Annotated in this window: 18 protein-coding genes; 9 read left to right on the top strand and 9 right to left on the bottom strand. The window is 60.3% G+C overall.

What is annotated here, in order from left to right:
• From LAB08_RS29890 to aspA, 7 genes are all read right to left on the bottom strand, one after another.
• The gene (locus tag LAB08_RS29890; RefSeq protein WP_096514175.1) at positions 1–4,560 is read right to left on the bottom strand and encodes a dermonecrotic toxin domain-containing protein; all 4,560 of its coding nucleotides are present in this window, start codon (positions 4,558–4,560) and stop codon (positions 1–3) included.
• A gap of 168 nt (positions 4,561–4,728) precedes the next feature.
• Positions 4,729–5,829 (bottom strand): polyamine ABC transporter substrate-binding protein, encoded by a 1,101-nt coding sequence (locus tag LAB08_RS29885; protein ID WP_096514176.1) that lies wholly within the window; start codon positions 5,827–5,829, stop codon positions 4,729–4,731.
• A gap of 5 nt (positions 5,830–5,834) precedes the next feature.
• Positions 5,835–6,872, bottom strand: coding sequence for a histone deacetylase family protein (locus LAB08_RS29880; RefSeq protein ID WP_096514177.1), 1,038 nt, complete (start codon positions 6,870–6,872; stop codon positions 5,835–5,837).
• Positions 6,873–7,099: 227 nt separating this feature from the next.
• Positions 7,100–8,092, bottom strand: a complete 993-nt coding sequence (locus LAB08_RS29875) for an AraC family transcriptional regulator (protein WP_096514178.1) — start codon at positions 8,090–8,092, stop codon at positions 7,100–7,102.
• 146 nt (positions 8,093–8,238) lie between these two features.
• On the bottom strand, positions 8,239–9,243 hold the full coding sequence (locus tag LAB08_RS29870; protein ID WP_096514179.1) for an asparaginase: 1,005 nt from the start codon (positions 9,241–9,243) through the stop codon (positions 8,239–8,241).
• 141 nt (positions 9,244–9,384) lie between these two features.
• On the bottom strand, positions 9,385–10,830 hold the full coding sequence (locus LAB08_RS29865; protein ID WP_096514180.1) for an alanine/glycine:cation symporter family protein: 1,446 nt from the start codon (positions 10,828–10,830) through the stop codon (positions 9,385–9,387).
• Positions 10,831–11,204: 374 nt separating this feature from the next.
• Complete coding sequence (gene aspA, locus LAB08_RS29860; RefSeq protein WP_096514181.1) at positions 11,205–12,629, bottom strand: aspartate ammonia-lyase; 1,425 nt, start codon at positions 12,627–12,629, stop codon at positions 11,205–11,207.
• Positions 12,630–12,809: 180 nt separating this feature from the next.
• Here aspA and LAB08_RS29855 point away from each other — a divergent pair, with 180 nt between their 5' ends.
• From LAB08_RS29855 to LAB08_RS29835, 5 genes are all read left to right on the top strand, one after another.
• Positions 12,810–13,733 carry a LysR substrate-binding domain-containing protein gene (locus LAB08_RS29855; protein ID WP_096514182.1) on the top strand — a complete coding sequence of 308 codons (924 nt, stop codon included), beginning with the start codon at positions 12,810–12,812 and terminating at the stop codon, positions 13,731–13,733.
• A 328-nt stretch (positions 13,734–14,061) separates the two neighbouring features.
• Positions 14,062–14,553, top strand: a complete 492-nt coding sequence (gene purE / locus LAB08_RS29850) for a 5-(carboxyamino)imidazole ribonucleotide mutase (protein ID WP_007971731.1) — start codon at positions 14,062–14,064, stop codon at positions 14,551–14,553.
• 11 nt (positions 14,554–14,564) lie between these two features.
• A complete protein-coding gene (locus LAB08_RS29845; protein ID WP_096514183.1) occupies positions 14,565–15,647 on the top strand; it encodes a 5-(carboxyamino)imidazole ribonucleotide synthase in 1,083 nt (360 codons plus the stop codon).
• A 111-nt stretch (positions 15,648–15,758) separates the two neighbouring features.
• Positions 15,759–16,004: a GlsB/YeaQ/YmgE family stress response membrane protein gene (locus tag LAB08_RS29840; RefSeq protein ID WP_008030708.1), complete on the top strand. Its 246-nt coding sequence runs from the start codon at positions 15,759–15,761 to the stop codon at positions 16,002–16,004.
• Positions 16,005–16,091: 87 nt separating this feature from the next.
• Entirely contained in the window at positions 16,092–16,628 is a 537-nt protein-coding gene (locus LAB08_RS29835) for a DUF3299 domain-containing protein (RefSeq protein WP_096514184.1), read from the top strand.
• Positions 16,629–16,743: 115 nt separating this feature from the next.
• Here LAB08_RS29835 and LAB08_RS29830 read toward each other — a convergent pair whose 3' ends face one another.
• Both LAB08_RS29830 and LAB08_RS29825 read right to left on the bottom strand, forming a co-directional pair.
• Positions 16,744–17,643, bottom strand: coding sequence for a D-hexose-6-phosphate mutarotase (locus tag LAB08_RS29830; protein ID WP_096514185.1), 900 nt, complete (start codon positions 17,641–17,643; stop codon positions 16,744–16,746).
• Between the two features lie 69 nt (positions 17,644–17,712).
• Positions 17,713–18,117, bottom strand: coding sequence for an acyl-CoA thioesterase (locus LAB08_RS29825; RefSeq protein ID WP_096514186.1), 405 nt, complete (start codon positions 18,115–18,117; stop codon positions 17,713–17,715).
• Between the two features lie 362 nt (positions 18,118–18,479).
• Here LAB08_RS29825 and LAB08_RS29820 point away from each other — a divergent pair, with 362 nt between their 5' ends.
• From LAB08_RS29820 to pstA, 4 genes are all read left to right on the top strand, one after another.
• On the top strand, positions 18,480–19,778 hold the full coding sequence (locus LAB08_RS29820) for an MFS transporter (RefSeq protein WP_096514187.1): 1,299 nt from the start codon (positions 18,480–18,482) through the stop codon (positions 19,776–19,778).
• Positions 19,779–19,998: 220 nt separating this feature from the next.
• A complete protein-coding gene (locus LAB08_RS29815; protein WP_096514188.1) occupies positions 19,999–21,000 on the top strand; it encodes a phosphate ABC transporter substrate-binding protein PstS family protein in 1,002 nt (333 codons plus the stop codon).
• A gap of 165 nt (positions 21,001–21,165) precedes the next feature.
• Positions 21,166–23,448, top strand: coding sequence for an ABC transporter permease subunit (locus LAB08_RS29810; RefSeq protein ID WP_096514189.1), 2,283 nt, complete (start codon positions 21,166–21,168; stop codon positions 23,446–23,448).
• A 15-nt stretch (positions 23,449–23,463) separates the two neighbouring features.
• Positions 23,464–25,134 (top strand): phosphate ABC transporter permease PstA, encoded by a 1,671-nt coding sequence (gene pstA / locus LAB08_RS29805; RefSeq protein WP_096514190.1) that lies wholly within the window; start codon positions 23,464–23,466, stop codon positions 25,132–25,134.
• Positions 25,135–25,171 lie beyond the last annotated feature (37 nt).

Below are 25,171 nucleotides of genomic sequence, written 5' to 3'. Positions count from 1 at the left end.
TTACGTAAAGAACAGCGGCGCGGCCAGCGTACGGCTGATTTCACTGCGATAAATGGCAACGAGTTCCTGATTGCTCTTGTCGCGAAAATCGAATGATCCACCCAATCGTCGTTGTTCGACTGTCTTCAAATGTGCGGCTGTGAATGAGTCTGCCGGATCGGTGACATTAGCGTAGTGAAAATGGGCATACCACAGCACCTTGCGGGTTTTGTGGTCGAGCACTTCGTACTCGTCCAGATAGTCCTTGGTCGGCCCCTTGAGTCGCCGTCGTGCAGCGGTTTTCGAGATGACGACTTCACCTTTGCCCTTGAGCCATTCGATTCGGGCCGCTGTCGGCGGCTGCTGCTTGATCAAATGTATGCGGGTGCTGCTGCCTTTCTTATAAAGCGCGGCTGCTGCTGTTTCCAGATCTTTGCACAAGAGGCTGGCCGCACCCTCGTCGGTAAGGTTGCTGGCGGTCAACGCGCTATCAATTGCATCCATGGCTTCGCGCAGACGTGCGGCATGCAGGTGGTAGATCTCTTCAATCTCGATCGGAATACGGGGTGCACGGCTGACGTGGGCCTCAGTGCGCCTCTGGAAAGCTGCCACACCATCGAGCAGTCCCTGGCCGGTTTCAATGCTTTTGGCCAGATCAGGTTTTGCCTGGGTGGGAGGTTCTTGGCGGGTGACTCTTTCAAGCCAGACCCCTGGCGTTTTTTCGTGAAATGTTGCGATGACCTTGCCGGTCAGCGGCGATTTCACATCGACCAGATCGGTTTGTTGCCCCTTGGTGTCCTTTCTTGCTTCGCCAACGAGCGTGCCCTTGTACCGTGTCTTGATAATCTTTCTGGTCGGGGGCGCCGACGGTCTGGACGGGCCGGGCAGCGGTTCGACAAGTCGCTGCTCACGTAGCAAATTCGCCAACTGGTTAACTGTGTCCTTGTAGAACCCGGCAATACGGACGCGTACCTGCTCAACACGCTCTGTCACGATGTGCTCGGGATATTCGCTGACGAGATCAAGAAAACGCTGGTCAATGACCGTGAACTGTTCCGCCAGGTTGCTCATCGTCTCAATCCGCTCACCCAGATCATTCAGGCTTTCGTCAGTGCTCAGGTCCAGGGCGCTCTGGATATTCAAGGCGGCATCCTCGACCAGATTTACCAGGGCGAGTCGGGCATCCGCCAGGGTTTCTGCAGGGCCTGCCTTGAGACATAACTCCTGACCCAAAGTGATTTGCAGCAGTTTGAGGTCATCGAGCGCAAAGGGCGGGAGCTTTGCCTTGTAGACGCGACTGACTTCGACAGCCTCCCTGCCGAGCAAGCCGAGCTCCTCGAAGCGCGTACGGGCGAGTTCGACCTTGTCGATCATGCCCTGGGTCAGATCGGTCATTCTTTCAAAAGGCCCGGCACGCTCGGCGGGCTGCGCTGGCGATTCTTCATCGAGCAATGCCAGGGTCGTGGTCAGGCTGTTGCGAAATTCCGACGATTGTTCGTCTAGCCAGGATTGCATCAGGAACAGCTGCAACGACAACCGGTCGAGCATCGCGGTGCGGTAATTGGGCACAGGCTCCAGTGTGTTCAGCGCCTTGAGTTCCTGAATGTGGACGCCATAATCCTGAACCTGCTGATCCAGCGTATCGAGGAATGTCTGGCGTGCACTGGCGCGGTCTTCGGGGGAGGCTTCGAGCATGGCTTTGCGGGCATCTTTGAGCTGTGTCCGCTTGACCTGCAACGTGGTGTCGAAGGCAGCGAGCGCCGCTTTCTTCTGAGTCAGCTGTGCCCGGTTTTCCTGTTGCAGTTTTTTTCGCCGGTTGCGCAGGCCGCCACCCCGCAAACGCAATCGCAGGTCGATAAACCACTGGCCGCTGGCGTTGTGAGTCAGTAGCGGTCCGGTGCGCGGGGATTGCTGACGCGTGTCGATGATCTGTACCTGTTCTTCGTCATTGAGCATCACTTCGAACCAGCGCTCTCCCACCGTCGCGTACCATTTTTGCCCGTGAGCATAGAGGTGCCGGTGTGGGCCTGTACTTTGCGGATTACCAAGCCCTTCCGGTTTACGGATTTGAAGACTGTCGAGATGCGAACCAAGTCCTGGACGCGAACGGTTCAGGGCGCCGATGGCATTGAGTGAAGTTTCATGGGCCGCAGGAAGCAATGTGCCGCTGATATCCGGCAATTGCAGCACCTTGATCTCCTGAGGGACTGGCTTTGCGGGTAGCGGGCGTGGGCGTTCGGACGGCGTTTTCGATTCCCGTGGCGGTCTGTTGCCGGTGGCCGCCCGGTGGGCGAGCACCATGCCCAGGGCCAGCAGGATGTCAGCCAGTGCCGTCCAGTCGATGCTGGCAGGATCCTTGTTGGCGCTGTCACTCAACTCCTGCAAGTCTTCCATGATTTGCCAGATCCAGGCCGCAGTGCCCACGCTCCGTCCCAGAAACGGCAACGCCGCGTTGAAAATCATCCAGCCACCCTGTTTGAGAGACGCCCAGCGCGCCTCGGCATTGGACACCGATTGGCGATCTGCCTGGGTGATCATGGCTTGCACATTGGCCTTGAACAGCGTTGCCATCACGTCCTTATCGATCACCCGTGTCCCGAGCGAGACAGCCCCGGACAGGTCGATTGCGGCCGTTGGATCGACCAGCAATTGCGGCACTGTCCATACCGAAGGCAGTTTTGCAGGAAAGACGTACTGGGAGTAGTTGAAGCGGACTCCGTCTGGTAACCAGGCCAATACCGACTCCCTGATTGCCCGGGAATGTTTGATCGCATACAGCAAATTGGTTGGGCTGGGGAATTGAATCAATGGCGGGTCGAGTAACGGTCGATAGAGCAGGCAAGGGCCTTTGTCTGCCTGGCGTGGGCCGATGACGAACATGTTGACGACCTCGTCGGGCGTGGTGTTCTTGCGGGTAAACGCCAGCGGGCGAATTTCGATGTCTTGCCCATCTACCTGTCGATGCGTTGCGTGAGCGGCGATCGCTGCGATGACATAGCGGTAGCCTTGCTCATCCAGTTGCGCTTCGCCGCGTATCTTGTGTTGCAGTGCCAGCAACGGCAGTTCCACGGAGAGTTGACGGGTGTAGAGCTGTTGCAGTTCGAGGGCCCGGGTTGCGTCGTCGACCAGTTTTTGTTTCAGCATCGCCGGATAGGTCGCACCGATATCGACGGTGTTCACCAGCTTTTCCATGTAACTCACACTCATCCAGTCGGGCACCGGGGTGCCGTCCTGATAGCACACCGTCTTGTTGCCCAACGGCAGTCCCGAGAGGTTCTGCAGCGCGAGCTCGGTGAGCGATAGCGTCAGGGTTTCAGTATTGCCCGGTAACACGAAGGTGCCCCAGACCACCAGGTTGGTGATGCTGATCTCGATGTTGTCGGCCTTCACGTCGCCCGCTTGTGGGTGGTCTTTGAGTATCTGTTTAGCAAGTGCGTCCAGCGCGAATGCGTGGATATCGGGGACTTCGCCCTGAAATGTCTTCCCGGCGTTTTGATGCTGTATCACCACCAGATCCAGCAAGTGTCGGCTGTAGCAGGTCTGGTCGGCGGCGGTTGCCTTGTCCAGCCAGGGTGGCAGCAAGGGGCGCAAGCTATCGAATCGGGATTGCAGTCGAGGAGGGGGTTCTGAGGGATTGCCGACCGTTCCAACGTATGGGTAGAAGTCTGTTTCGGCCGAGGACGGGAAAAAACTGATCGAACCGATGACGTCCGCTTCCAACGCGATGAGCGTGCAGGCTTGTTGGTCGAAGAAGTTGCCCTCGGGTTCGTAAAGCCGCCAGTTCAACGTCCCCTGGCCAGCGTTTTTTGCATAGGCGTCCCCCAGTGCCAGGCCCAAGGCGTCAAGCGAGTCGAAACTCTGGAAACCCCTGCTCAGCGAATAGGTGACGATCAGAGTACGTTCTGCCAGGGATCCCATCAGCACGGCCATGTCGAGCACATTGAGGTGTTTACGGTCTGCACCATCGCCTTGATCGACATCGATCAGGCAGGCTCGGGTCTTGTATGGGTCGGTGGGATGTCGCTGCAATTTGTCGGGGGAGGTGAATACAGCGAGGGCCATGGCTCGTTGATCTGCGTCCAGGTCAACCGAATCGTTGAGGTTCCACAGGCTGCGCAAGGCGTCAGATAACTGATACCAGCGCGGCTGAGCGGGAGGGATGGACTCGTTCCAGTAGTCGATCTGTTGTTCCCGATAGGCCACGAACAGCAGTGGCGCGAGTTCATTGATCAGGGTTCCGAGCGTATCGACTTTCACCGGCAGTTGAACCGGCCTTTCGATTTCCGGGTGCAGGGTCAGGAAGTGTTCGCCATCCATCCAGGTCACGTGGGTGCCGGACAGACCAAGGCGCACCAATACATCGGTGAGTGATTCGTATTGACTCGGGCCGGGGATGACACGTTCATTTTCGACTTGCCAGGTGGGGGTCACCAGGATGGACAGTTGTGGATCGAGGTCCAGGCTGGGGTACAGGGTTTTGAGCGCCGGGCGCAGTACCTTCGAAGCGACATCCTGCAATGAAGGGCCGGTCACCAATTGGGTCAGCACATCGACGGCGCTGGGCGAAGAAGTTTCAGGCATGGGCAAATCCTTGTCTGACAGTGGGCGCACGAAAGGCACGCCGGATCAGGGCAAGGTAGAAAGCGGGGCATCGCGCGAGGCGGTAGATAAATATTGCGGACAAAAAAAGACCCGCGAATGCGGGTCTTGAATTTTAGGAGCGAGCTCGCTCCTACAGGGGTGGCAGCTTCAAGTCCCGGACTTGATCTTGGTCCAGGCCCGGGTCCGCGCGCGTTCGGCATCCCGCGGCAGTGGTTGCAGGGTATAGAGCGTGCCCATCGCCGTTTCGGTCGGGTACAGGTTCGGGTTGTTGCGGATCGCCGGGTCGACCAGCTCTGTCGCATCCTTGTTCGGGTTCGGATAGCCAACGAAGTCACTGACCGGCGCAATCACTTGCGGTTGCAGCAAATAGTTGATGAAGGTGTAGGCGTCTTCCGGGTTCTTCGCGCCTTTTGGAATCGAGAGCATATCGAACCAGATCGGCGCGCCTTCCTTGGGCAGGCGCATGTCGACGACCACACCATTCTTGGCTTCCTTGGCGCGGTTGGCGGCCTGGGAGAAGCTGCCGGAATAGCCGACCGCAACGCAGATATCGCCGTTGGCGATGTCAGCCATGTACTTGGAGGAGTGGAAGTAGGTGACGTGCGGGCGGATCTTCATCAACAGCGCTTCTGCCTTGTCGTAGTCCGCAGGCTTCTTGCTGTTGGGGTCCAGGCCAAGGTGTTGCAAGGCCAGTGGCAGGATCTCCGACGGCGAGTCGAGCAGGGCGACGCCGCACTGCTTGAGCTTGCTGATGTTCTCTTCCTTGAAGATCAGATCCCAGCTATCCACCGGAGCATCGGCACCCAGCGCGGCTTTGACCTTGTCCGGGTTGAAACCGATCAGGATGGTGCCGTACATGTAGGGCACGGCGAATTTGTTACCCGGGTCGTTGGCCTCGATCAGCTTCATCAGCTTGGGGTCGAGGTGATTCCAGTTTGGCAACTTGCTGCGGTCCAACGGCTGGAACACCCCGGCTTCGATCTGCTTGGCCAGGAACACGTTGGATGGCACTACCACGTCGTAGCCGGAGTTGCCGGTCAGCAGCTTGGCTTCGAGGGCTTCGTTGGTGTCGAAAATGTCGTAGACCAGTTTGGTCTGGGTGTTTTGTGCCTTGAAGTCTTCCAGGGCCTTGGGGGTGATGTAGTCGAACCAGTTGTAGACGCGCAAGGTTCGCTCTTCGGCATGGACGGCGCCACTAAGCACGGTCGCGCAAAGCGCTGGCGCGATAAAACGCTTGAGTCTGTTCATTGTTGTTATTTCCCCTGGGCGCTTTCAAAACCTTCGAGAACGTTCACGGCATTGATGCCGATTTCTTCAACCGCGTAACCGCCTTCCATCACGAACAGCGTCGGTTTGCCGAGGGCCGCAATGCGCTTGCCCATGGCCAGGTAATCCGGGCTGTCGAGTTTGAATTGCGAGATCGGATCGTCCTTGAAGGTGTCGACGCCCAGGGACACGACGATGATGTCGGCTCCGTAGCTTTCGATCTCTTTGCAGGCCTGTTCCAGCGCTGCACTCCAGATGTCCCAGCCTGAGCCTGCGGCCAACGGATAGTTGAAATTGAAGCCTTCGCCGGCGCCTTCGCCCAACTCGTCTTCATAGCCGAGGAAGAACGGGAACTCGGCTTCCGGGTGACCGTGGATCGAGGTGAACAGCACATCACTGCGCTCGTAGAAAATCGACTGCGTGCCGTTGCCGTGATGGTAGTCGACGTCGAGTATCGCGACCTTTTTGTGGCCTTGATCGAGGAACGCCTGGGCGGCGATGGCGGCGTTGTTGAGGTAGCAGTAACCCCCCATCAAATCGCCGGCGGCATGGTGTCCCGGTGGACGGCACAGGGCGAAGGCACTGCGGGCGCCACGCTGGATTTCCGCTTGCGCGGTCAACGCCACCTGCGCCGCGCTGTACGCCGCCTGCCAGGTGCCGGCGGTAATCGGCGCGCCGCCGTCGAAGCTGTAATAACCGAGTTCACCATGCAGGCTGGTGGGCTTGATGCGGCGCAAGGTGCGGGCTGGCCATGTGTAAGGCAGCAAGTCACCGTCGGTGTTGAACTCGGTCCAGCGGGCCCAGGCGCCCTTGAAGAACTCGAGGTAGTCGCGGCTGTGAATGCGCGCAATCGGGTCGAGGCCGAAATCCTTCGGACCTTCTACCGGACCCAGTTCCTGGTGTTGCACCCGTGCCAGTACGTGGTCGGCGCGGGACGGCATTTCGAAGCAAGGCTTGAGTTGCCCGTCGATCAATTCGCAACGGCCGTGGTGCAGGTGGTGATCATCTGAGTAAATCGTCAGCATTTCTTGTTCTCCGCAGGCTGATTCGGTTTGAACACAGTCTTGCGGCGCAGACGGTTTTGGAGAACGGCAGGAAAGGCCAAAAGGGGATCGATATGGCCAAAACATTTGACCGAAATTCGCCCCCTGTGGGAGCAAAGCTTGCTCGCGATGGCATCGCCGCGTTTTAACAGAAACACCGCGGTGCCCGCATCGCGAGCAAGCTTTGCTCCCACAAGGATGGGCGCGTGCTACGGGCGGAACTGGCTCGGCGCCACACCGCTCCAGCGCACGAACGCATGGCGGAAACTCGCGGTTTCGCTGAAGCCCAGCGCTTCGGCAATCCGGTAGATCGGCAGTTGATCCTCACAAAGCATCTGCTTGGCCTGCTCAAAGCGCAGTTCGTCGAGTAACTCCTGATAGCTGCAACCCAGGTCCTTGAGGTGGCGGCGCAGGGTGCGCGCCGAGCAGTTCATCTGCTCGGCCAGGCCCTCCAGCCCGGGTGCGGCATTCAATTGCGCGCTGAGCAACTGACGAATCCGCCCCAGCCATGCCTGGCGTCCGGTGAATTCAGTGTTCTGCTTGCGACAGCGTTCGGCCGTGGCCTGATGGGTGATGACATCGGCCAGTGGCAGGGGTTGATCGAGCCAGCGCTTGTCGAAGGCGAATGCGTTGTCCTGCGCGCCGAAATGCAGCGGGCAGTCGAAGTGCTCGGCATAGGTCGCCTGATAATCAGGGGCGGCATGCTCGAAGCGTGCGGCCAGCAGCGGCAGCGGATGCCCCAGCAGGTCGTCGCAGATGACTTTCAGCGAGACCAGACAGAACTCGGCATTGAACACCGCCAGTGCCGGGCTCTCCCGGTAATCGGCGGCGACGAACCAGATGCGCTCGCCGTCGTCCTCCAGGCTCAGCTCGAAAAGTGTTCCCAGCAGCGCCGGATAACGCATTGCCAGGCGTAACGCGTCACCGAAGGTGGCACAGGTGAGCAACGCGTAACCGAGAATGCCGTAGCAGGAAACGTGCATGCGCCGCCCCAGCTCCAGGCCGATATCGCGCTTGAGCGCAACGGCATTGGCACATACCTGCATTTCCTGGTTGGTGGTGATGCGTGTGTCGGCCCGGTTGAGATCCGCCGTGCTGATGCCACTGCCAGCCAACAAGGCTTCACTGGACAGGCCTTTGTCCTTGAACGCGTTGAGCACCAGGGAAACGGCGTTGAGGGTGGTGAGGTGGGAGTGGAGCATGGGGACTTCCAGCCTTGGGATGGCTGGAACACAGCAAGTTACATGCCGACGCCCTTGTAGGAGTCGGCTTGCTGGCGAAGAACGATAACGCGGTGTACCTGATACACCGCGTCGCCCAAATCGCCAGCAAGCCGGCTCCTACAGGTTCAGATGAGTTCGCCGCAGAGGTCGAGTTCGATCAATCGCCGAACCTCGGTGATTTCGAGTCCGGCCCCCAACAGCCCATGCAGCTTGCCGAACGCCGCCTCACGCGTCATGCCGCCACCGGACAACACGCCCACGCCGCGCAACCGGCTACCGGCCTCGTACACATCCAACTCCACACCACCTTCATGGCATTGGGTCACGGCAACCACCACCACGCCCTTGTCCCGCGCCCGTTCCAGGCTGGCAAGGAATTGCGGGTTATCACTCGGCCCGGTGCCGCTGCCATAGCACTCCAGCACCAGCCCCTGAATACCGCTGTCGAGCAGGCCATCCAGGATCTCGGCGCGGATGCCGGGGAACAGCGGCAGCACCGCGACATTCGCCAGTTGTTTGCTCTGGTTGTAGTTCAGCGCAGCAGGCAAAGAGGCGGCCTTCACGCCACCGCCCTGACGCTCCAGGCGCTTGAACGGATGCCGTCCGAAACTGCGGACCTTCGCGCAGCGGGTCGGGTCCAGCCGTTCGCCGTGGAAGTACAGATGCACGCCCGGTGCCAGGCCCTGGCCCAAGGCAGCCAGCGCGCCGCCGAGGTTTTCCCAGGCATCGCTGTCGGTCACGCCTGCCGGCAGCATCGAGCCGGTGAAGCACACGCGGGCATGCAGCCCGAGCAGTTGAAAGCTCATGGCGGCGGCGCTGTAGGCCAGGGTGTCGGTGCCATGCAGGATCAGCACGCTGTCGCAGCCCTGAACGTCGACGGCGTCGACGACTGCTTCACGCAGTTGCTGCCAGTACATCGGGGTCATGTTGGCGCTGTCGATCAGCGGTGTCATTTCGCGGAAACGCCACTGCGGCACCACCAGATCAGGCTGGCTGTGCAGGTAGTCGCGCATACGCGCTTCGAAACCGGACGCCGGGGCCAGGCCATTGGCGCTGGCTTGCATGCCGATGGTGCCACCGGTGTAGAGCACCATGACGTGCTGGGCGGCAGGGTAGGTCGAGGAATTCATGGAGGTTCTCCGAGAACAATGACTTCCCTTGTGGGGGCGAGCCTGCTCGCGAATGCGGTTAATCATTCAACATTGATGTCGACTGATACACCGCTTTCGCGAGTAGGCTCGCTCCCACAGGGGATGGCGCACTTTAACCGATCAGCGTTGCGCTGCGGGTACGCCTTGCGGCTGAGCTTCAGCCTTGGCGGCGGCCGGCGGGTTGGCCGGCCAGGCTTTCAAGTCCAGATCCAGATCCGGGAACTTGCTCGAATCGAACACCGGGGTCGTGATGCCGGCGGCGCGCTGGTCATCGTAGTCACGCATCACGCGCAGGCCCACCTTGAACAGCATCGCCAGGGCCACCAGGTTGACGAAGGCCAGGCAGGTCATGGTGATGTCGGCGAAGGCGAACACGGTCGAAAGGTCCTGCATCGAACCCCATACCACCAGCGCCAGCACCAGGCCGCGGAAAACCATCAGCAGGGCGCGGTTGCGGCTGAGAAACTGCAAGCTATTCTCGCCCAGGTAGTAGTTGTAGAGGATACAGGTGAAGACGAACAGCGACAGAGCGACGCTGACGAACATGCGGCCCCAGTCACCGACCACGGCGGCTAGCGAGTTCTGGGTAAGGACGATGCCGTCACCCTCGAAGCCCGGGGTGTAGAAGCCCGACAGAAGGATCAGCAGCGCGGTGCAGGTGCAGATAACGAAGGTGTCGAGGAACACGCTGAAGGCCTGGACCACTCCTTGGGCGCCCGGGTGCTTCACGGCGGCCACTGCGGCCACGTTCGGCGCACTGCCCAGGCCCGCTTCGTTGGCGAACACTCCACGCTTCACGCCCATGACGATGGCGCTGCCGAGCAGGCCGCCGAAGGCCGGGTCGAGGCCGAAGGCGCTCTTGAAGATGGTTTCCAGCATGGCTGGCACATGTTCGATCTGGGTACCGATCACGTATAGGGTCACGCCGATATAGGCCAGGGTCTTGACCGGTACCAGCAGGTCGGACACCGAGGCGATGCGCTTGATGCCGCCGATGAAGGTGATGGCCAGGAGCACCGCCAGGACGATACCGGTGTGGCGTGGGTCGAAGGCAAAGGCGTTCTGCAGCGAGTGGGTCACGGTGTAGGACTGCAGGCCAATGAAGGCGAAGCCGTAGGTGACCAGCAGCAGGATGGAGAACACCACCGCCATGCCTTTCAGCTTCAGACCGTGCTGGATGTAGTAGGCCGGGCCACCTCGGTACAGGCCGTCGCCATCGGCGCGCTTGTAGACTTGGGCCAGGGAGCATTCGAAGAAGCTGCTGGACATGCCGACCAGCGCGGTGACCCACATCCAGAACACCGCACCGGGCCCGCCGAGGGTCACGGCGATACCGACACCGGCGATGTTGCCCGCACCGACGCGGCCGGCGAGGCTGAGCATCAGGGCCTGGAATGAACTGAGTTGCCCGGCGCTGCTTTTGAGGCTGTCGCGGAACACCGCGAACATATGGAAGAAGTGACGCAATTGAACGAAACGCGAGCGGATCGTGAAGTAGCTACCGAGCCCGACAATGAGCACGATCAGTACTTTCCCTGAGAGGAAGTCGTTAATGACTTCGAGCATGGATTATTCCTCGCTGTTTTTTGTGTAGGCAAATGCTGCCGGGCAGACACATTGAGTTACACCAGTTGGCGCATGGCACAACAGGCGGGTCGAAGTTCGTCCCGGTTTCATATCGCGGGTTTGTTATTAGTTCGGGTTTCGCATGGGTTGTGGCCTCGCTACCGACGACCGCTCACGCGAAGAGGGGCGGCACTATACCGATGACAGTACCGTCCGTCTGCACGATTGTGGTGCATTCAATGAAGCGAGTTGCTGCTCTTGTGGGAGCAATAAGGGTAAAAAAAAGGGCCTGGAGAGTGATCTCCAAGCCCTCAAAAGGTGAGAGGTGTCTAGTCCCTCGACCTGGTGAGCGGTGCTACGAGTAACGCGTCGGATCAGGCTTTAAGCGGAACCAGACGCGGGGCAATCATGTTTTCCGGGCGCAGGATGTCGGCGAGCATGGCGTCGTCGAGCAAGCCTTCTTCGCGCACCAGTTCCAGCACGCCGCGGCCGCTTTCAAGAGCAATGCGGGCGATACGGGTGGCGTTTTCATAGCCGATGTACGGGTTCAGCGCGGTCACCAGGCCGATCGAGTGCTCGACCAGTTCACGGCAGCGTTCTTCGTTGGCGGTGATGCCGGTGATGCAGTGCTCGCGCAGCATGTCCATGGCGCGTTGCAGCAGGCGGATCGAGTCGAAGATCTTGAAGGCGATCAGCGGCTCCATCACGTTCAGTTGCAGCTGGCCGCCTTCGGCCGCGATGGTCAGGGCCAAGTCGTTGCCGATGATCTGGAACGCCACCTGGTTCACGGCTTCCGGGATAACCGGGTTGACCTTGCCTGGCATGATCGAGCTGCCTGGCTGACGCGCCGGCAGGTTGATTTCGTTGATGCCGGTGCGTGGGCCGCTGGACAGCAGGCGCAGGTCGTTGCAGATTTTCGACAGCTTGACCGCGGTGCGCTTGAGCATGCCGGAGAACAGTACGAAGGCGCCCATGTCGGAAGTGGCTTCGATCAGGTCGGCTGCCGGTACCAGCGGATGACCGCTGATGGTGGCCAGGCGCTGAACGGCCAGGTGCTGGTAACGCGGGTCGGCGTTGATGCCGGTACCGATGGCGGTGCCGCCCAGGTTCACTTCGGTGAGCAGCTCAGGCGCCAGTGTCTTGAGGCGCGCCAGGTCTTCGCCCAGGGTGGTGGCGAAAGCGCGGAATTCCTGGCCCAGGGTCATTGGCACGGCGTCTTGCAGTTGGGTACGACCCATCTTCAGGACGTGGCTGAATTCTTCACCCTTGGCGGCGAACGACTGGATCAGGCTGTCGAGGCTGGCCAGCAGCGCGTCGTGGCCCAACAGCAGACCCAGGCGGATGGCCGTCGGGTAGGCGTCGTTGGTCGACTGCGCCATGTTCACGTCGTTGTTCGGGTGCAGGTATTGGTATTCGCCCTTCTGGTGACCCATGGCCTCCAGCGCGATGTTGGCGATGACTTCGTTGGCATTCATGTTGGTCGAAGTGCCAGCGCCGCCTTGAATCATGTCCACCACGAACTCATCGTGGAAATCGCCGCGGATCAGACGGGCACAGGCTTCGCTGATGGCAGCGTGCTTGGCTTCGCTCAGGTGACCCAGCTCGCGGTTGGCGTCAGCGGCGGCTTGTTTGACCATCGCCAGGCCGACAACCAGCTTCGGGTAATGCGAAATCGGAACACCGGAGAGGCGGAAGTTGTTCACCGCTCGCAGGGTCTGGATGCCGTAATACGCTTGAGCCGGTACTTCGAGTACGCCAAGCAGGTCTTTTTCTGTGCGGAATGATGCAGCGGAGGACATGATAGAAATCATCTCGATATGGACCCGGTCTGTGCCGGAACACTGCAAATGCTAGGCTCGTGGAGAATTTTGGGCCAATGCTGTTAAACACTGGCCTATGCATATTCGGCATAATGCCCGTGTGACGCCGCGTTCGCGGCGAGCGTGTGACCTAAATTGGTGCGTGTCCGGGAGGACGTGATGAATCTGGAAAGTAAATGGCTGGAGGACTTCAGTGCCCTGGCCGCCACCCGCAGCTTCTCCCAGGCGGCGGAACGGCGCTTCGTGACCCAGCCGGCCTTCAGTCGGCGGATCCGCAGCCTGGAAGCCGCATTGGGCCTCACGCTGGTCAATCGCTCGCGCACCCCGATCGAGCTGACGGCGGCGGGGCAGTTGTTTCTGGTTACCGCGCGCACCGTGGTCGAACAGCTGGGTGAAGTGCTGCGTCATCTTCATCATCTGGAAGGCGGGCAGGGCGAAGTAATGCAGGTAGCCGCCGCACACTCGTTGGCACTGGGATTCTTCCCGCGCTGGATTGCGCAGTTGCGCAACGAAGGCCTGAACATCGCCACGCGACTGGTGGCGACCAACGTCGGTGACGCGGTGCATGCACTGCGTGAAGGTGGCTGCGACCTGATGCTGGCGTTTTACGATCCGGATGCAGCGATGCAGATGGACCCGGAAATCTTCCCGTCATTGCACCTTGGTCATACCGAGATGTTGCCGGTATGCGCCGCCGACGCCGACGGCAAGCCGCTGTTCGATCTGGAGGGCGAGGGCAGCGTGCCGTTGCTGGCCTATAGCGCCGGAGCCTTTCTCGGCCGTTCCGTGAACATGCTGCTGCGTCAACGTGCATTGCGCTTTACCACCATCTACGAAACCGCGATGGCCGACAGCCTCAAAAGCATGGCGCTGGAAGGGCTCGGCATTGCCTGGGTGCCACAGCTCAGTGTCCGCGCTGAATTGGCTCGGGGTGAACTGGTAGTGTGCGGCGGTCCGCAATGGCATGTGCCGCTGGAGATTCGTCTGTACCGCTGCGCGTTGGTGCGCAAGGCGAATGTGCGGTTGTTGTGGCGTAAACTCGAAGGGGGCGCGGCGCAAGGTACTGTGGGTTCGAGTTCTTGAACAAAAAAGGGCGCCTGTGGGAGCTGGCTTGCCAGCGATGGCGTCGGCACTCCATACCTTTATGTCGAATATGCCGGCCCCTTCGCGGGCAAGCCCGCTCCCACAGGGATTTGTGGCGTAGCTGGCTGACCTTCAGGTCAATAAAACCGGTGCTTTGCGCCGTATGACAGATGGTCGCAATGGGGGCTGTTTATTGGCTTCATTGCGGTATACTGCGCGGCCTTCGGTCGGTTCATCCGGCCATAATTCGTACAATCAAGCCACGCACAATGCGTGGCTTGTTGTTTTTTGACGCGCCTGCGGGCGCCCAGAGAGAAGAGGCACGACGATGAGTGCACTGGTTGGCGTGATCATGGGCTCCAAGTCCGATTGGTCCACCCTTAGCCACACCGCCGATATGCTGGAAAAGCTCGGCATCCCCTACGAGGTGAAAGTGGTCTCTGCCCACCGCACCCCGGACCTGCTGTTCCAGTACGCTGAAGAAGCCGAGGCGCGTGGCATCGAGGTGATCATCGCCGGTGCCGGTGGCGCTGCCCACTTGCCTGGCATGTGTGCGGCCAAGACCCACTTGCCAGTACTGGGCGTGCCGGTGCAGTCGGCCATGCTCTCGGGCGTCGACTCGCTGCTCTCCATCGTGCAGATGCCGGCCGGCATTCCGGTCGCCACACTGGCCATCGGCAAGGCCGGCGCGATCAACGCAGCGCTGCTGTCGGCGAGTATCCTTGGCGCCAAGCACCCGCAGTTCCATGCAGTGCTGAAAACCTTCCGTGCTGAGCAGACAGACAGCGTCCTGGAAAATCCAGACCCACGCATCGCCTGAGGTTGTTGACGATGAAGATCGGTGTAATCGGTGGCGGCCAGTTGGGTCGCATGTTGGCGCTGGCGGGGACTCCGCTGGGCATGAACTTCGCTTTCCTGGACCCGGCGCCAGACGCTTGCGCCGCTGCATTGGGCGAGCACTTGCGCGCCGATTACGGCGATCAGGATCACCTGCGTCAGCTGGCCGATGAAGTCGATCTGGTGACTTTCGAGTTCGAAAGCGTTCCGGCTGAAACCGTGGCGTTCCTCTCGCAATTCGTGCCGGTCTATCCGAGCGCCGAAGCGCTGCGTATCGCCCGCGATCGCTGGTTCGAGAAGAGCATGTTCAAGGACCTGGGCATCCCGACCCCGGCGTTCGCCGACATTCAGTCCCAGGCTGACCTGGACGCCGCCGTGGCTTCCATCGGTCTGCCAGCCGTGCTCAAGACCCGTACCCTGGGTTACGACGGCAAGGGCCAGAAAGTGCTGCGCACCGCTGAAGACGTGGTCGGCACGTTCGCCGAACTGGGCAGCGTGGCGTGCCTGCTGGAAGGCTTCGTGCCGTTCACCGGCGAAGTCTCGCTGATCGCCGTGCGTGCACGCGATGGTGAAACGAAGTTCTACCCACTGGTCCACAACACCCACGACAGCGGCATCCTCAAGCTGTCCGTGGCCAGCACCGACCATCCGCTGCAAGCCCTGGCCGAAGACTACTCCAGCCGTGTGCTCAAGCAGCTGGACTACGTCGGCGTGATGGCGTTCGAGTTCTTCGAAGTCGACGGTGGCCTCAAGGCCAACGAAATCGCCCCGCGTGTGCACAACTCCGGGCACTGGACCACCGAAGGTGCCGAGTGCAGCCAGTTCGAAAACCACCTGCGGGCGGTGGCCGGTCTGCCGTTGGGTTCGACCGCCAAGGTCGGCGAAAGCGCGATGGTCAACTTCATCGGTAAAGTGCCTGAGACCGAGAAAGTCCTGGCCATCGCCGATTGCCATCTGCATCACTATGGCAAGGCGTTCAAAGTCGGCCGCAAGGTCGGTCACGCCAACCTGCGTTGTGCGGACCGCGAGACGCTGGCCGCGCAGATCCTCAAGGTCGAAGCGCTCATTGCCGAGTAAATAGTTTCATGTGGCAGCGGCGGAACCAATGCGGGACCGCCGTTCTCTCATGGCAGGATGCGAAAGTCTGACTAGGCTTTCGCATAGCCACTTCATTCAGAGGGAAATGCCATGGGAATTATCGGAACCATCTTTATCGGCTTGATCGTCGGCCTGCTGGCGCGGTTCCTGAAACCGGGCGATGACAGCATGGGTTGGATCATGACCATCCTGCTCGGTATCGGCGGTTCGTTGGCGGCCACTTACGGCGGCCAGGCCCTGGGCATTTACCAGGCGGGCCAAGGGGCCGGCTTCATCGGTGCGCTGGTCGGCGCCGTGGTATTGCTGGTGATCTACGGCCTGATCAAAAAGAACTGACTCAAGCGACGAAGTCCTCTCGGCTGCGCAGTCCGGGAGGACTAGAATGCTCGGCGATCAATCGTCCTTCCTTTACCGAGCACTTCCATGCGCCGTTTTCTTTTACCGCTTCTTTTCCTGGGCGCGGGCCTTGCCCACGCTGGCGAACTGCCGGAAACCGACTGGCTCGAACTGATGCCAAAGTCGGACCAAAAGGCCCTCGAGGCCATGCCCGAGATCGACCACAACTCCCCCGAAGCCAATGGCACCTTTACCGATAAAGGCGGCATGAAGCAGAGCAAAGGCCTGCCGGCGGTGATGTATTCGACCAAGACCGTGCCATCGATGAACGACAAGAACATCCGCCTGGGCGGTTATCCGGTGCCGTTGGAAACCGATGCAAAGGGCCACAGCACGTTGTTCTTCCTCGTGCCGTATCCAGGCGCCTGCATCCATGTGCCGCCACCGCCACCGAATCAACTGGTGCTGGTACGTTATCCCAAGGGCTTGAAGCTCAATGATATCTACACGCCGCTGTGGGTCACCGGCACGCTGAAGATCGAGAAGGTCAGCAACGACCTGGCGGACGCGGCGTATGCGCTGGATGCGGCGAAGGTGCGGGTGGTCAAGGAATCGGATTTGTAGGCATTCAAAACTGTGGGAGCGAGCCTGCTCGCGAAGAGGCCATAACATCCAACATCAATGTTGACTGTCAGGCCGCCTTCGCGAGCAGGCTCGCTCCCACTTTGGTTTTGTGGTGTTACAGAGGTTTGCTGGCGATGCTCACGCCCAGGGTGTGGCTGGCACCCGGCGCCAACACCACCACATCCTCCATCACATTCGCCGTTTCAATGCACAGCATGCGCTGCCAGCCATCGTCGGCCATGTCACTGAATGCCGCGGCGCGGTCGATCCAAGGGTTCCAGATCACCGCCGAGCGCGAACCACTGCTGGTCAGCTCGATCCGCCGTTCCCATGTCGGATCGACGATGCTCAGTTTCGCCGGAGGATCGAGGTAGATGCGGTCAGTCTCGCCGGTAAAGCGCAGGTCGCCGGACTGGGTCACGGTTTTCCAGTCGTCCAGCGTCTCGATGTAATTCAAGCCATCCACGCCTTCGACATGCACGTTGCGCACATCGCTCACGGCGAAGTAGCTGTGCAGCGCCTGGCTGATAGTGACTGAATCGGTGCCCTGGTTGTGGCTGGTCAGGCTGATGTGCAGTTGCTCATCCAGACGAATGCTCAACTTCAAGTCCACCTGATGCGGCCAGCCTGGCAGGCCACCTTCGGGGTAGGGCAGGAGGAATTCGACCTTCAGGCTTTCGCCCTCGGCTTCAATGCCGCCCAGTTCCCAGTCCATCGCCCGCACCAGCCCATGGGCGCTGGGCGGCTCGTTGCCGACGCGCATCGCCTGCACGCTCTGCGGGTTGCGCGCGAAGTTGCCGAACCACGGCCAGCACACCGGTACACCGGCACGGATGCTTTTGCCGGTCTTGAACACTGCCTCATCGTTGAGCCAGATCACTGGCGGTTCGCCGGCCAATTGATAACTGAGGATGTGCGCGCCTTGCTGGGCCACCAGCAATTCGGCCTGACCATGGCGGATGCGCCAGCAGTTCAGTTCATCCAGTTTCACGGCTTCAACGTTGGGCGTGTTCATGGGACAGCTCTCGATCAGTAACAGGACTGCAATGGACCGTAAAACGGTCTCCGGGTTTAACGAGGCTCTTTAACGGGCGCGAGGCGGCACCGAGCGAGTGCGGCCACTGCCATCGATGGCCACGAACACGAACACCGCTTCGGTGACCTTGCGCCATTCGCTCGACAGCGGATCATCGCTCCAGACCTCGACCATCATCTTGATCGAACTGCGGCCGATTTCCTGTGCCTGGGTATAGAAGGAGAGCTGAGCGCCCACCGCCACCGGCACCAGGAATGCCATGCGGTCGATCGCAACCGTGGCCACGCGCCCACCGGCTACCTTGCTGGCCATGGCGGTGCCCGCCAAATCCATCTGCGCCACCAGCCAGCCGCCGAAAATATCGCCAAAGCCGTTGGTTTCGCGGGGAAGTGCGGTGATTTGCAGGGCCAGGTCGCCTTGCGGGATCGGATCTTCTTGTTCGAGCTCTATCATGCCGGGGGTGCCTCTGACCCGTGACTCTTCGTATATATAGCGGGTGAATAGCCGTCTCGGAAAAACGATTCAGCCCCGAACATACTACGTTCGTCACGTTTTTCGTAAGGCGCCTAAAGGGAAACTCTGCGAAATCGCCTATGAACCTGACAGGCGTTTTCGCACAGCAACCCTTGCAAGCTATTGCACAATTGCGAGTATATCGGTCGGTAGACTCCGATACGACCGTCCGGTTCTCATTTTGACTGTCAAATACGCGCCTCTATGTGCTTTTTCGAACAATTTGCTATCGTGCCGGACCTGCCCGAGCCCTTGCCAGCGTTGTTGGGGCGGCAGACCTGACTATAAGAGAAGCCCTTGCCATGACCACAGCGCCCTCGAGTATCGCGCAGCCTTCCCAACCTGCACGTCCGCTGACCCGCCACGACTACAAGACGCTATCGCTGTCGGCCCTGGGCGGCGCCCTTGAGTTTTACGACTTCATCATTTTCGTGTTTTTCGCCACGGTGGTGGGCAAGTTGTTCTTCCCGGCGGACATGCCCGAATGGCTGCGCTTGATGCAGACCTTCGGCATCTTTGCCGCCGGATACCTGGCGCGGCCACTGGGCGGCATCGTGATGGCGCACTTCGGCGACCTGCTGGGGCGCAAGAAGATGTTCACCCTGAGCATTTTCATGATGGCGGTGCCGACCCTGATCATGGGCCTGCTACCGACTTATGCGCAGATCGGCATGTGGGCGCCGATCCTGTTGCTGCTGATGCGGGTGATCCAGGGTGCCGCGATCGGCGGTGAAGTGCCGGGCGCCTGGGTCTTCGTCTCCGAACATGTGCCGCAACGGTATATCGGCTATGCCTGCGGCACCCTGACCAGCGGCCTGACGGCGGGTATCTTGCTGGGTTCTCTGGTCGCCACGGCGATCAACAGCCTCTACACCCCGGTGGAAGTGGCGGATTACGCCTGGCGGATCCCGTTCCTGCTGGGCGGTGTTTTCGGCCTGTTCTCGGTGTACCTGCGCCGCTGGCTGCACGAAACCCCGGTGTTCGCCGAACTGCAACTGCGCAAGGCCCTGGCCGAAGAGGTGCCGCTGCGTGCTGTGCTGCGTGACCATCGTGGCGCGATTGCCATTTCCATGCTGCTGACCTGGCTGCTGTCCGCCGCCATTGTGGTTCTGATACTGATGACCCCGACCGTGTTGCAGACGGTCTACCATTTCTCGCCAACGACTGCTCTGCAATCCAACAGTGTGGCCATTGTGCTGCTGAGCTTTGGCTGCATCATTTCCGGTGCCCTGGCGGATCGCTTTGGGGCGGGGCGAGTCTTCGTGTTTGGCTGTGCCGCGTTGCTGGCCAGTTCCTGGACCTTCTACCACAGCCTGGCCGAGCATCCGGACTGGCTGTTCCCGATGTACGCCCTGACCGGCCTGCTGGTGGGTACCATTGGCGCGGTGCCGTACGTGATGGTCAAGGCATTCCCACCGGTGGTGCGTTTCAGCGGCCTGTCATTCTCCTACAACGTCGCCTACGCGATTTTCGGTGGCCTGACGCCGATGATCGTCAGCCTGCTGCTCAAGGAAAGCCCGATGGGGCCTGCTTATTATGTGGCGGTGCTGTGCGGGGTCGGGATTTTGGTGGGTGCTTATCTCTGGAGGAAGGGGCGCTAGTTCCGGCCTCTTCGCCAGCAAGCCGGCTCCTACAAGGGTTGTGTAACGATAACGATCAACTGTAGGAGCCGGCTTGCTGGCGATGAACGATAACGCGGTAATACGTTGAAACACGGAATACTGGCCTTTCATCCAATTGTCATATTTCAGCCATAGAGTGTTCACACGGCCTGCTGATACTTGGCCCCGAATAACACACCCTATCTGCTAGGAGTAAGGCATGAAACTGAAGCGTTTGATGGCGGCAATGACTTTTGTCGCTGCTGGCGTTGCGACTGCCAACGCGGTTGCCGCTGTTGACCCTGCTATCCCGAGCTACACCAAGACCACTGGTGTGTCGGGCAACCTGTCCAGCGTCGGTTCCGATACCCTGGCCAACCTCATGACCCTCTGGGCTGAGAACTACAAAAAAGAATACCCGAACGTAAACATCCAGATTCAGGCCGCTGGCTCCGCCACTGCGCCACCTGCGCTGACTGAAGGCACCTCCAACCTGGGCCCGATGAGCCGCAAGATGAAGGACACCGAACTGGCTGCCTTCGAGCAGAAGTACGGCTACAAGCCAACCGCAATCCCGGTTGCCGTGGACGCCCTGGCTGTCTTCGTACACAAGGACAACCCGATCCAGCACCTGACCATGGAACAAGTCGACGCGATCTTCTCGTCCACTCGTCTGTGCGGCGCTAAAACCGAAGTGAAAACCTGGGGCGACCTGGGTGTGACCGGCGACCTGGCCAGCAAGCCGGTTCAACTGTTCGGTCGTAACTCGGTATCCGGCACCTACGGCTACTTCAAAGAAGAAGCCCTGTGCAAAGGCGACTACAAGCCAAACGTCAACGAACAACCAGGTTCGGCTTCGGTCGTGCAGTCGATCAGCTCCTCGCTGAACGGCATCGGTTACTCGGGCATCGGCTACAAAACCGCTAGCGTGAAAACCGTTGCCCTGTCGAAGAAAGGCAGCACCGAGTTCATCGAAGACACCGAAGAAAACGCCCTGAACGGAAAGTACCCGCTGTCCCGTTTCCTGTACGTATACGTCAACAAAGCCCCGAACAAGCCTCTGGCCCCGCTGGAAGCCGAGTTCGTGAAACTGGTTCTGTCCAAACAGGGCCAGGAAGTTGTGGTGAAAGACGGCTACATCCCACTGCCAGCCAAGGTTGCTGCAAAAGCACTGGCTGACCTGGGTCTGGCGGAAGGCGGCGCTGAAGTCGCAAAAAAGTAACAAATTGAGTCCGGGGGGCAACCCCGGCGGACTCACCTTGGGGGCGGCAGGAGCTGCCCCCATCCACTTCTGATTCCTTTATCCACTGCTGGTTACGCCGGCGGCGGATTTGTTGCGTCACTGCACTGTCATCTTTCTGTCATACAGGATCGCTAGGGTGTGCGAATGAATGATCTGGCCAATTCCAACATGACTACTAATCCCCCCAAGCGAATTGATTTCAATACGCCTGAGCTGCAACGCAAGCGCCGCATTCGTGCGCTCAAAGATCGCCTGACCCGCTGGTACGTCCTCGTTGGCGGCCTTGCTGTGCTGGGTGCGATCACGCTGATCTTCTTCTTCCTTGCCTATGTCGTCGCGCCCCTGTTCCAGGGTGCCAGCCTGACCGCCAAGGACGCCATCACGCCAGCCTGGATGCAAGACGCCGGCAAGCCGCTGATGATCTCCCTGGAAGAGCAAAACCAGGTCGCCATGCGCGTTTCCGACAAGGGCCTGGCGTTGTTCTTCGACATCGACAGTGGCGCTGAACTCAAGCGCGTCGATCTGCCGCTACCGGCCGGCACCACCGTAACGTCCATCGGCGAGGACCAGCCAGGTCACCCATTGGTGGCGGTGGGCTTGTCCAACGGTCAGGCCCTGGTGTTCCGTCACACCTATAAAGTCAGCTATCCGGACGGCAAGAAAACCATCTCTCCCGCCATTGAATACCCTTACGGCGAGACCCCGATTGCGCTGAACGAAGCCGGTGGTGCGCTGGAACACGTCAGCCTCAACGCCAACGATTCGACCCTGATGCTGGTCGGTGCCACCGGTTCGCAACTCAATGTTTTGTCGCTGACCAGCGAAGAAAACATGATGACCGGCGAAGTCACCAACGAGCAGAAGCGTATCGACCTGCCGCAAATGAACGAGCCGGTGAAGAACATCTTCGTCGACCCGCGCCAGCAGTGGCTTTACGTGGTTAACGGTCGCGCCCAGGCCGATGTTTTCAGCCTGCGCGACAAGAGCCTTAACGGTCGCTACAAACTGCTGGAAGACGGTGAAGCCCAAGTCACCGCCAGTACCCAGCTTGTGGGTGGTATCTCGCTGATCATCGGCGACTCCAAAGGTGGCCTGGCCCAATGGTTCATGGCTCGCGATCACGATGGCGAGCAGCGCCTGAAGCAGATTCGCACCTTCCAGATGGGCACTACGCCGATCGTTGAAATCACCGCCGAAGAACGTCGCAAAGGCTTCGTTGCCCTCGATGCATCCGGCAAGCTCGGCGTGTTCCACAGCACCGCGCACCGCACCTTGCTGGTGGATCAGGTGGTCGAAGGCCAGGGCCTGTTCGGCCTGTCGCCACGGGCCAACCGCGTGATCGTGGAAGCCGGCGGCAAGCTGCAACCCTTGCTGCTGGACAACCCGCACCCGGAAGTGTCGTGGAGCGCGTTGTGGAGCAAGGTCTGGTACGAGAACTACGACGAGCCTAAATACGTCTGGCAATCGACCGCCGCCAACACCGACTTCGAACCGAAACTGAGCCTGTCTCCGCTGACCTTCGGCACCCTGAAAGCCGCGTTCTACGCCATGCTGCTGGCCGCGCCACTGGCCGTCGCCGCTGCGATCTACACCGCGTACTTCATGGCCCCTGGCATGCGCCGCAAGGTCAAGCCGGTGATCGAACTGATGGAAGCGATGCCGACGGTGATCCTCGGTTTCTTCGCCGGTCTGTTCCTGGCCCCGTATGTGGAAGGACATCTGCCGGGCATCTTCAGCCTGCTGATGCTGTTGCCGATCGGCATTCTTGTCGCCGGTTTCACCTTCAGCCGCCTGCCTGAGTCCGTTCGCCTGAAAGTGCCCGATGGCTGGGAAAGCGCGATCCTGATCCCGGTGATCCTCTTCGTCGGCTGGCTGTCGCTGTACATGAGCCCGTACATGGAGAACTGGTTCTTCGGCGGTGACATGCGCATGTGGATCTCCCACGACCTGGGCATCACCTACGACCAGCGCAACGCACTGGTGGTCGGTCTGGCCATGGGCTTTGCGGTGATCCCGAACATCTATTCCATCGCCGAAGACGCCGTGTTCAGCGTGCCACGTGGCCTGACCCTCGGTTCCCTGGCCCTCGGCGCCACGCCATGGCAGACCATGACCCGTGTGGTGATCCTCACCGCCAGCCCGGGCATCTTCTCGGCGCTGATGATCGGCATGGGCCGTGCGGTCGGTGAAACCATGATCGTGCTGATGGCCACCGGCAACACCCCGGTCATGGAAATGAACCTGTTCGAAGGTCTGCGTACCCTCGCCGCCAACGTCGCGGTGGAAATGCCGGAGTCGGAAGTCGGCGGCAGCCACTACCGCGTGCTGTTCCTCTCGGCGCTGGTGCTGCTGTTGTTCACCTTCATCATGAACACCCTCGCGGAACTGATTCGTCAGCGTCTGCGCAAGAAATACTCGTCGCTTTAAGAAAGGTAGAAGTCTGTGAAACAGAACTCCCTGAATGGATGGTTCAAGAGCGGCGCCCCAGGCGTCTGGATCAGCGGTGGCGCGGTGTCCATCGCGGTCATCATGACGATTGGCCTGCTGGCAGTGATTGCCGTGCGCGGCCTGGGTCACTTCTGGCCGGCGGATTTGATGCACGCCAGCTATGACGTGCCGGGCCAGGCCAATCAGCTGGTCATCGGCGAAGTGGTACAGAAGGAAGAAGTGCCGCGTGCGCGTCTGAAAAGCGCTGGCTTGCCGGTGCCGGACGAAGGTCCGGAATTCATGACCCGCGAGCTGATCAAGGTCGGCAACCGTGACCTGAACGGCAACGACTTCACCTGGACCGTTGGCGAGTGGCTGACCAACCAGAAAACCCCGGTCGAACTGATGGCGCTGGAGCGTCGCGAGTGGGGCAATTTCTACGGCTACCTGGTCAACGTCAAACAGGACGGCAAGGTCATTGCCGAAGGCGAAGCGGCATGGCCTGAACTGCAAGCGCGGATCAACCGCGTGAACCAGCTGGCTACCCAACTCAAGACCCTGGAAAAGTCCGACATTGGTGCGATCAACGCCGGTCTTGAACGTATCCGTCTGCATGGTCGCAAGCTGGAACTGGAAGGCAAGCTCGACCCGGCCGCACAAGCGGACATGGAATCCGAGCGTGCCGAACTCAATGCCCGCTATCAGGACATCGAGGCACGTCTGGGTGATCTGCACGCGCAGTTCAACCGCGACAGCCTGACCGCCCGTGATGCCAACGGCAAAGAAATCGAAATCAGCCTCGGTAAAGTGGTTCACGCCTATCAGCCGAACGCCATGGGCACCTTCACCAAGCTCGGTTTCTACTTCAGCAAGGTCTGGGAATTCCTGAGTGACGACCCGCGTGAAGCGAACACCGAAGGCGGGATTTTCCCGGCGATCTTCGGCACCGTGATGATGACCCTGATCATGGCAATGATCGTGACCCCGTTCGGTGTGTTGGCGGCGGTGTACCTGCGTGAATACGCCAAGCAGAACACCCTGACCCGCGTGATCCGTATCGCGGTGAACAACCTGGCGGGCGTTCCGGCCATCGTGTACGGCGTGTTCGGTCTGGGCTTCTTCGTCTATGTGCTGGGTGGCTCGCTTGACCGTCTGTTCTTCCCTGAAGCCTTGCCGGCGCCGACCTTCGGTACGCCCGGTCTGTTGTGGGCTTCGTTGACCCTGGCGCTGCTGGCGGTGCCGGTGGTGATCGTGGCCACCGAAGAAGGCTTGGCGCGAATTCCTCGCACCGTGCGTGAAGGCTCGTTGGCCCTCGGCGCGACCAAGGCTGAAACCTTGTGGAAGATCGTGCTGCCGATGGCCAGCCCGGCGATGATGACCGGCATGATCCTCGCCGTGGCCCGCGCCGCCGGTGAAGTGGCGCCGCTGATGCTGGTGGGTGTCGTGAAGCTGGCGCCGTCGCTGCCGGTGGACGGCAACTACCCGTACCTGCACCTGGACCAGAAGATCATGCACCTGGGCTTCCACATTTATGACGTCGGCTTCCAGAGCCCGAACGTCGAAGCCGCGCGGCCGCTGGTGTACGCCACGGCGCTGCTGCTGGTGCTGGTGATCGCGACATTGAACCTGTCAGCCGTCTATATCCGTAACCACCTGCGCGAGAAGTACAAGGCGCTGGATAGCTAAGACAAACCCTGTGGGAGCTGGCTTGCCAGCGATGGCA

This window comes from Pseudomonas izuensis (assembly GCF_002356535.2).
Lineage (GTDB): Bacteria > Pseudomonadota > Gammaproteobacteria > Pseudomonadales > Pseudomonadaceae > Aquipseudomonas > Aquipseudomonas izuensis.
The sequence above is the reverse complement of the archived record's forward strand: the minus strand, read 5'-3'. Positions and strand labels throughout refer to the sequence as shown.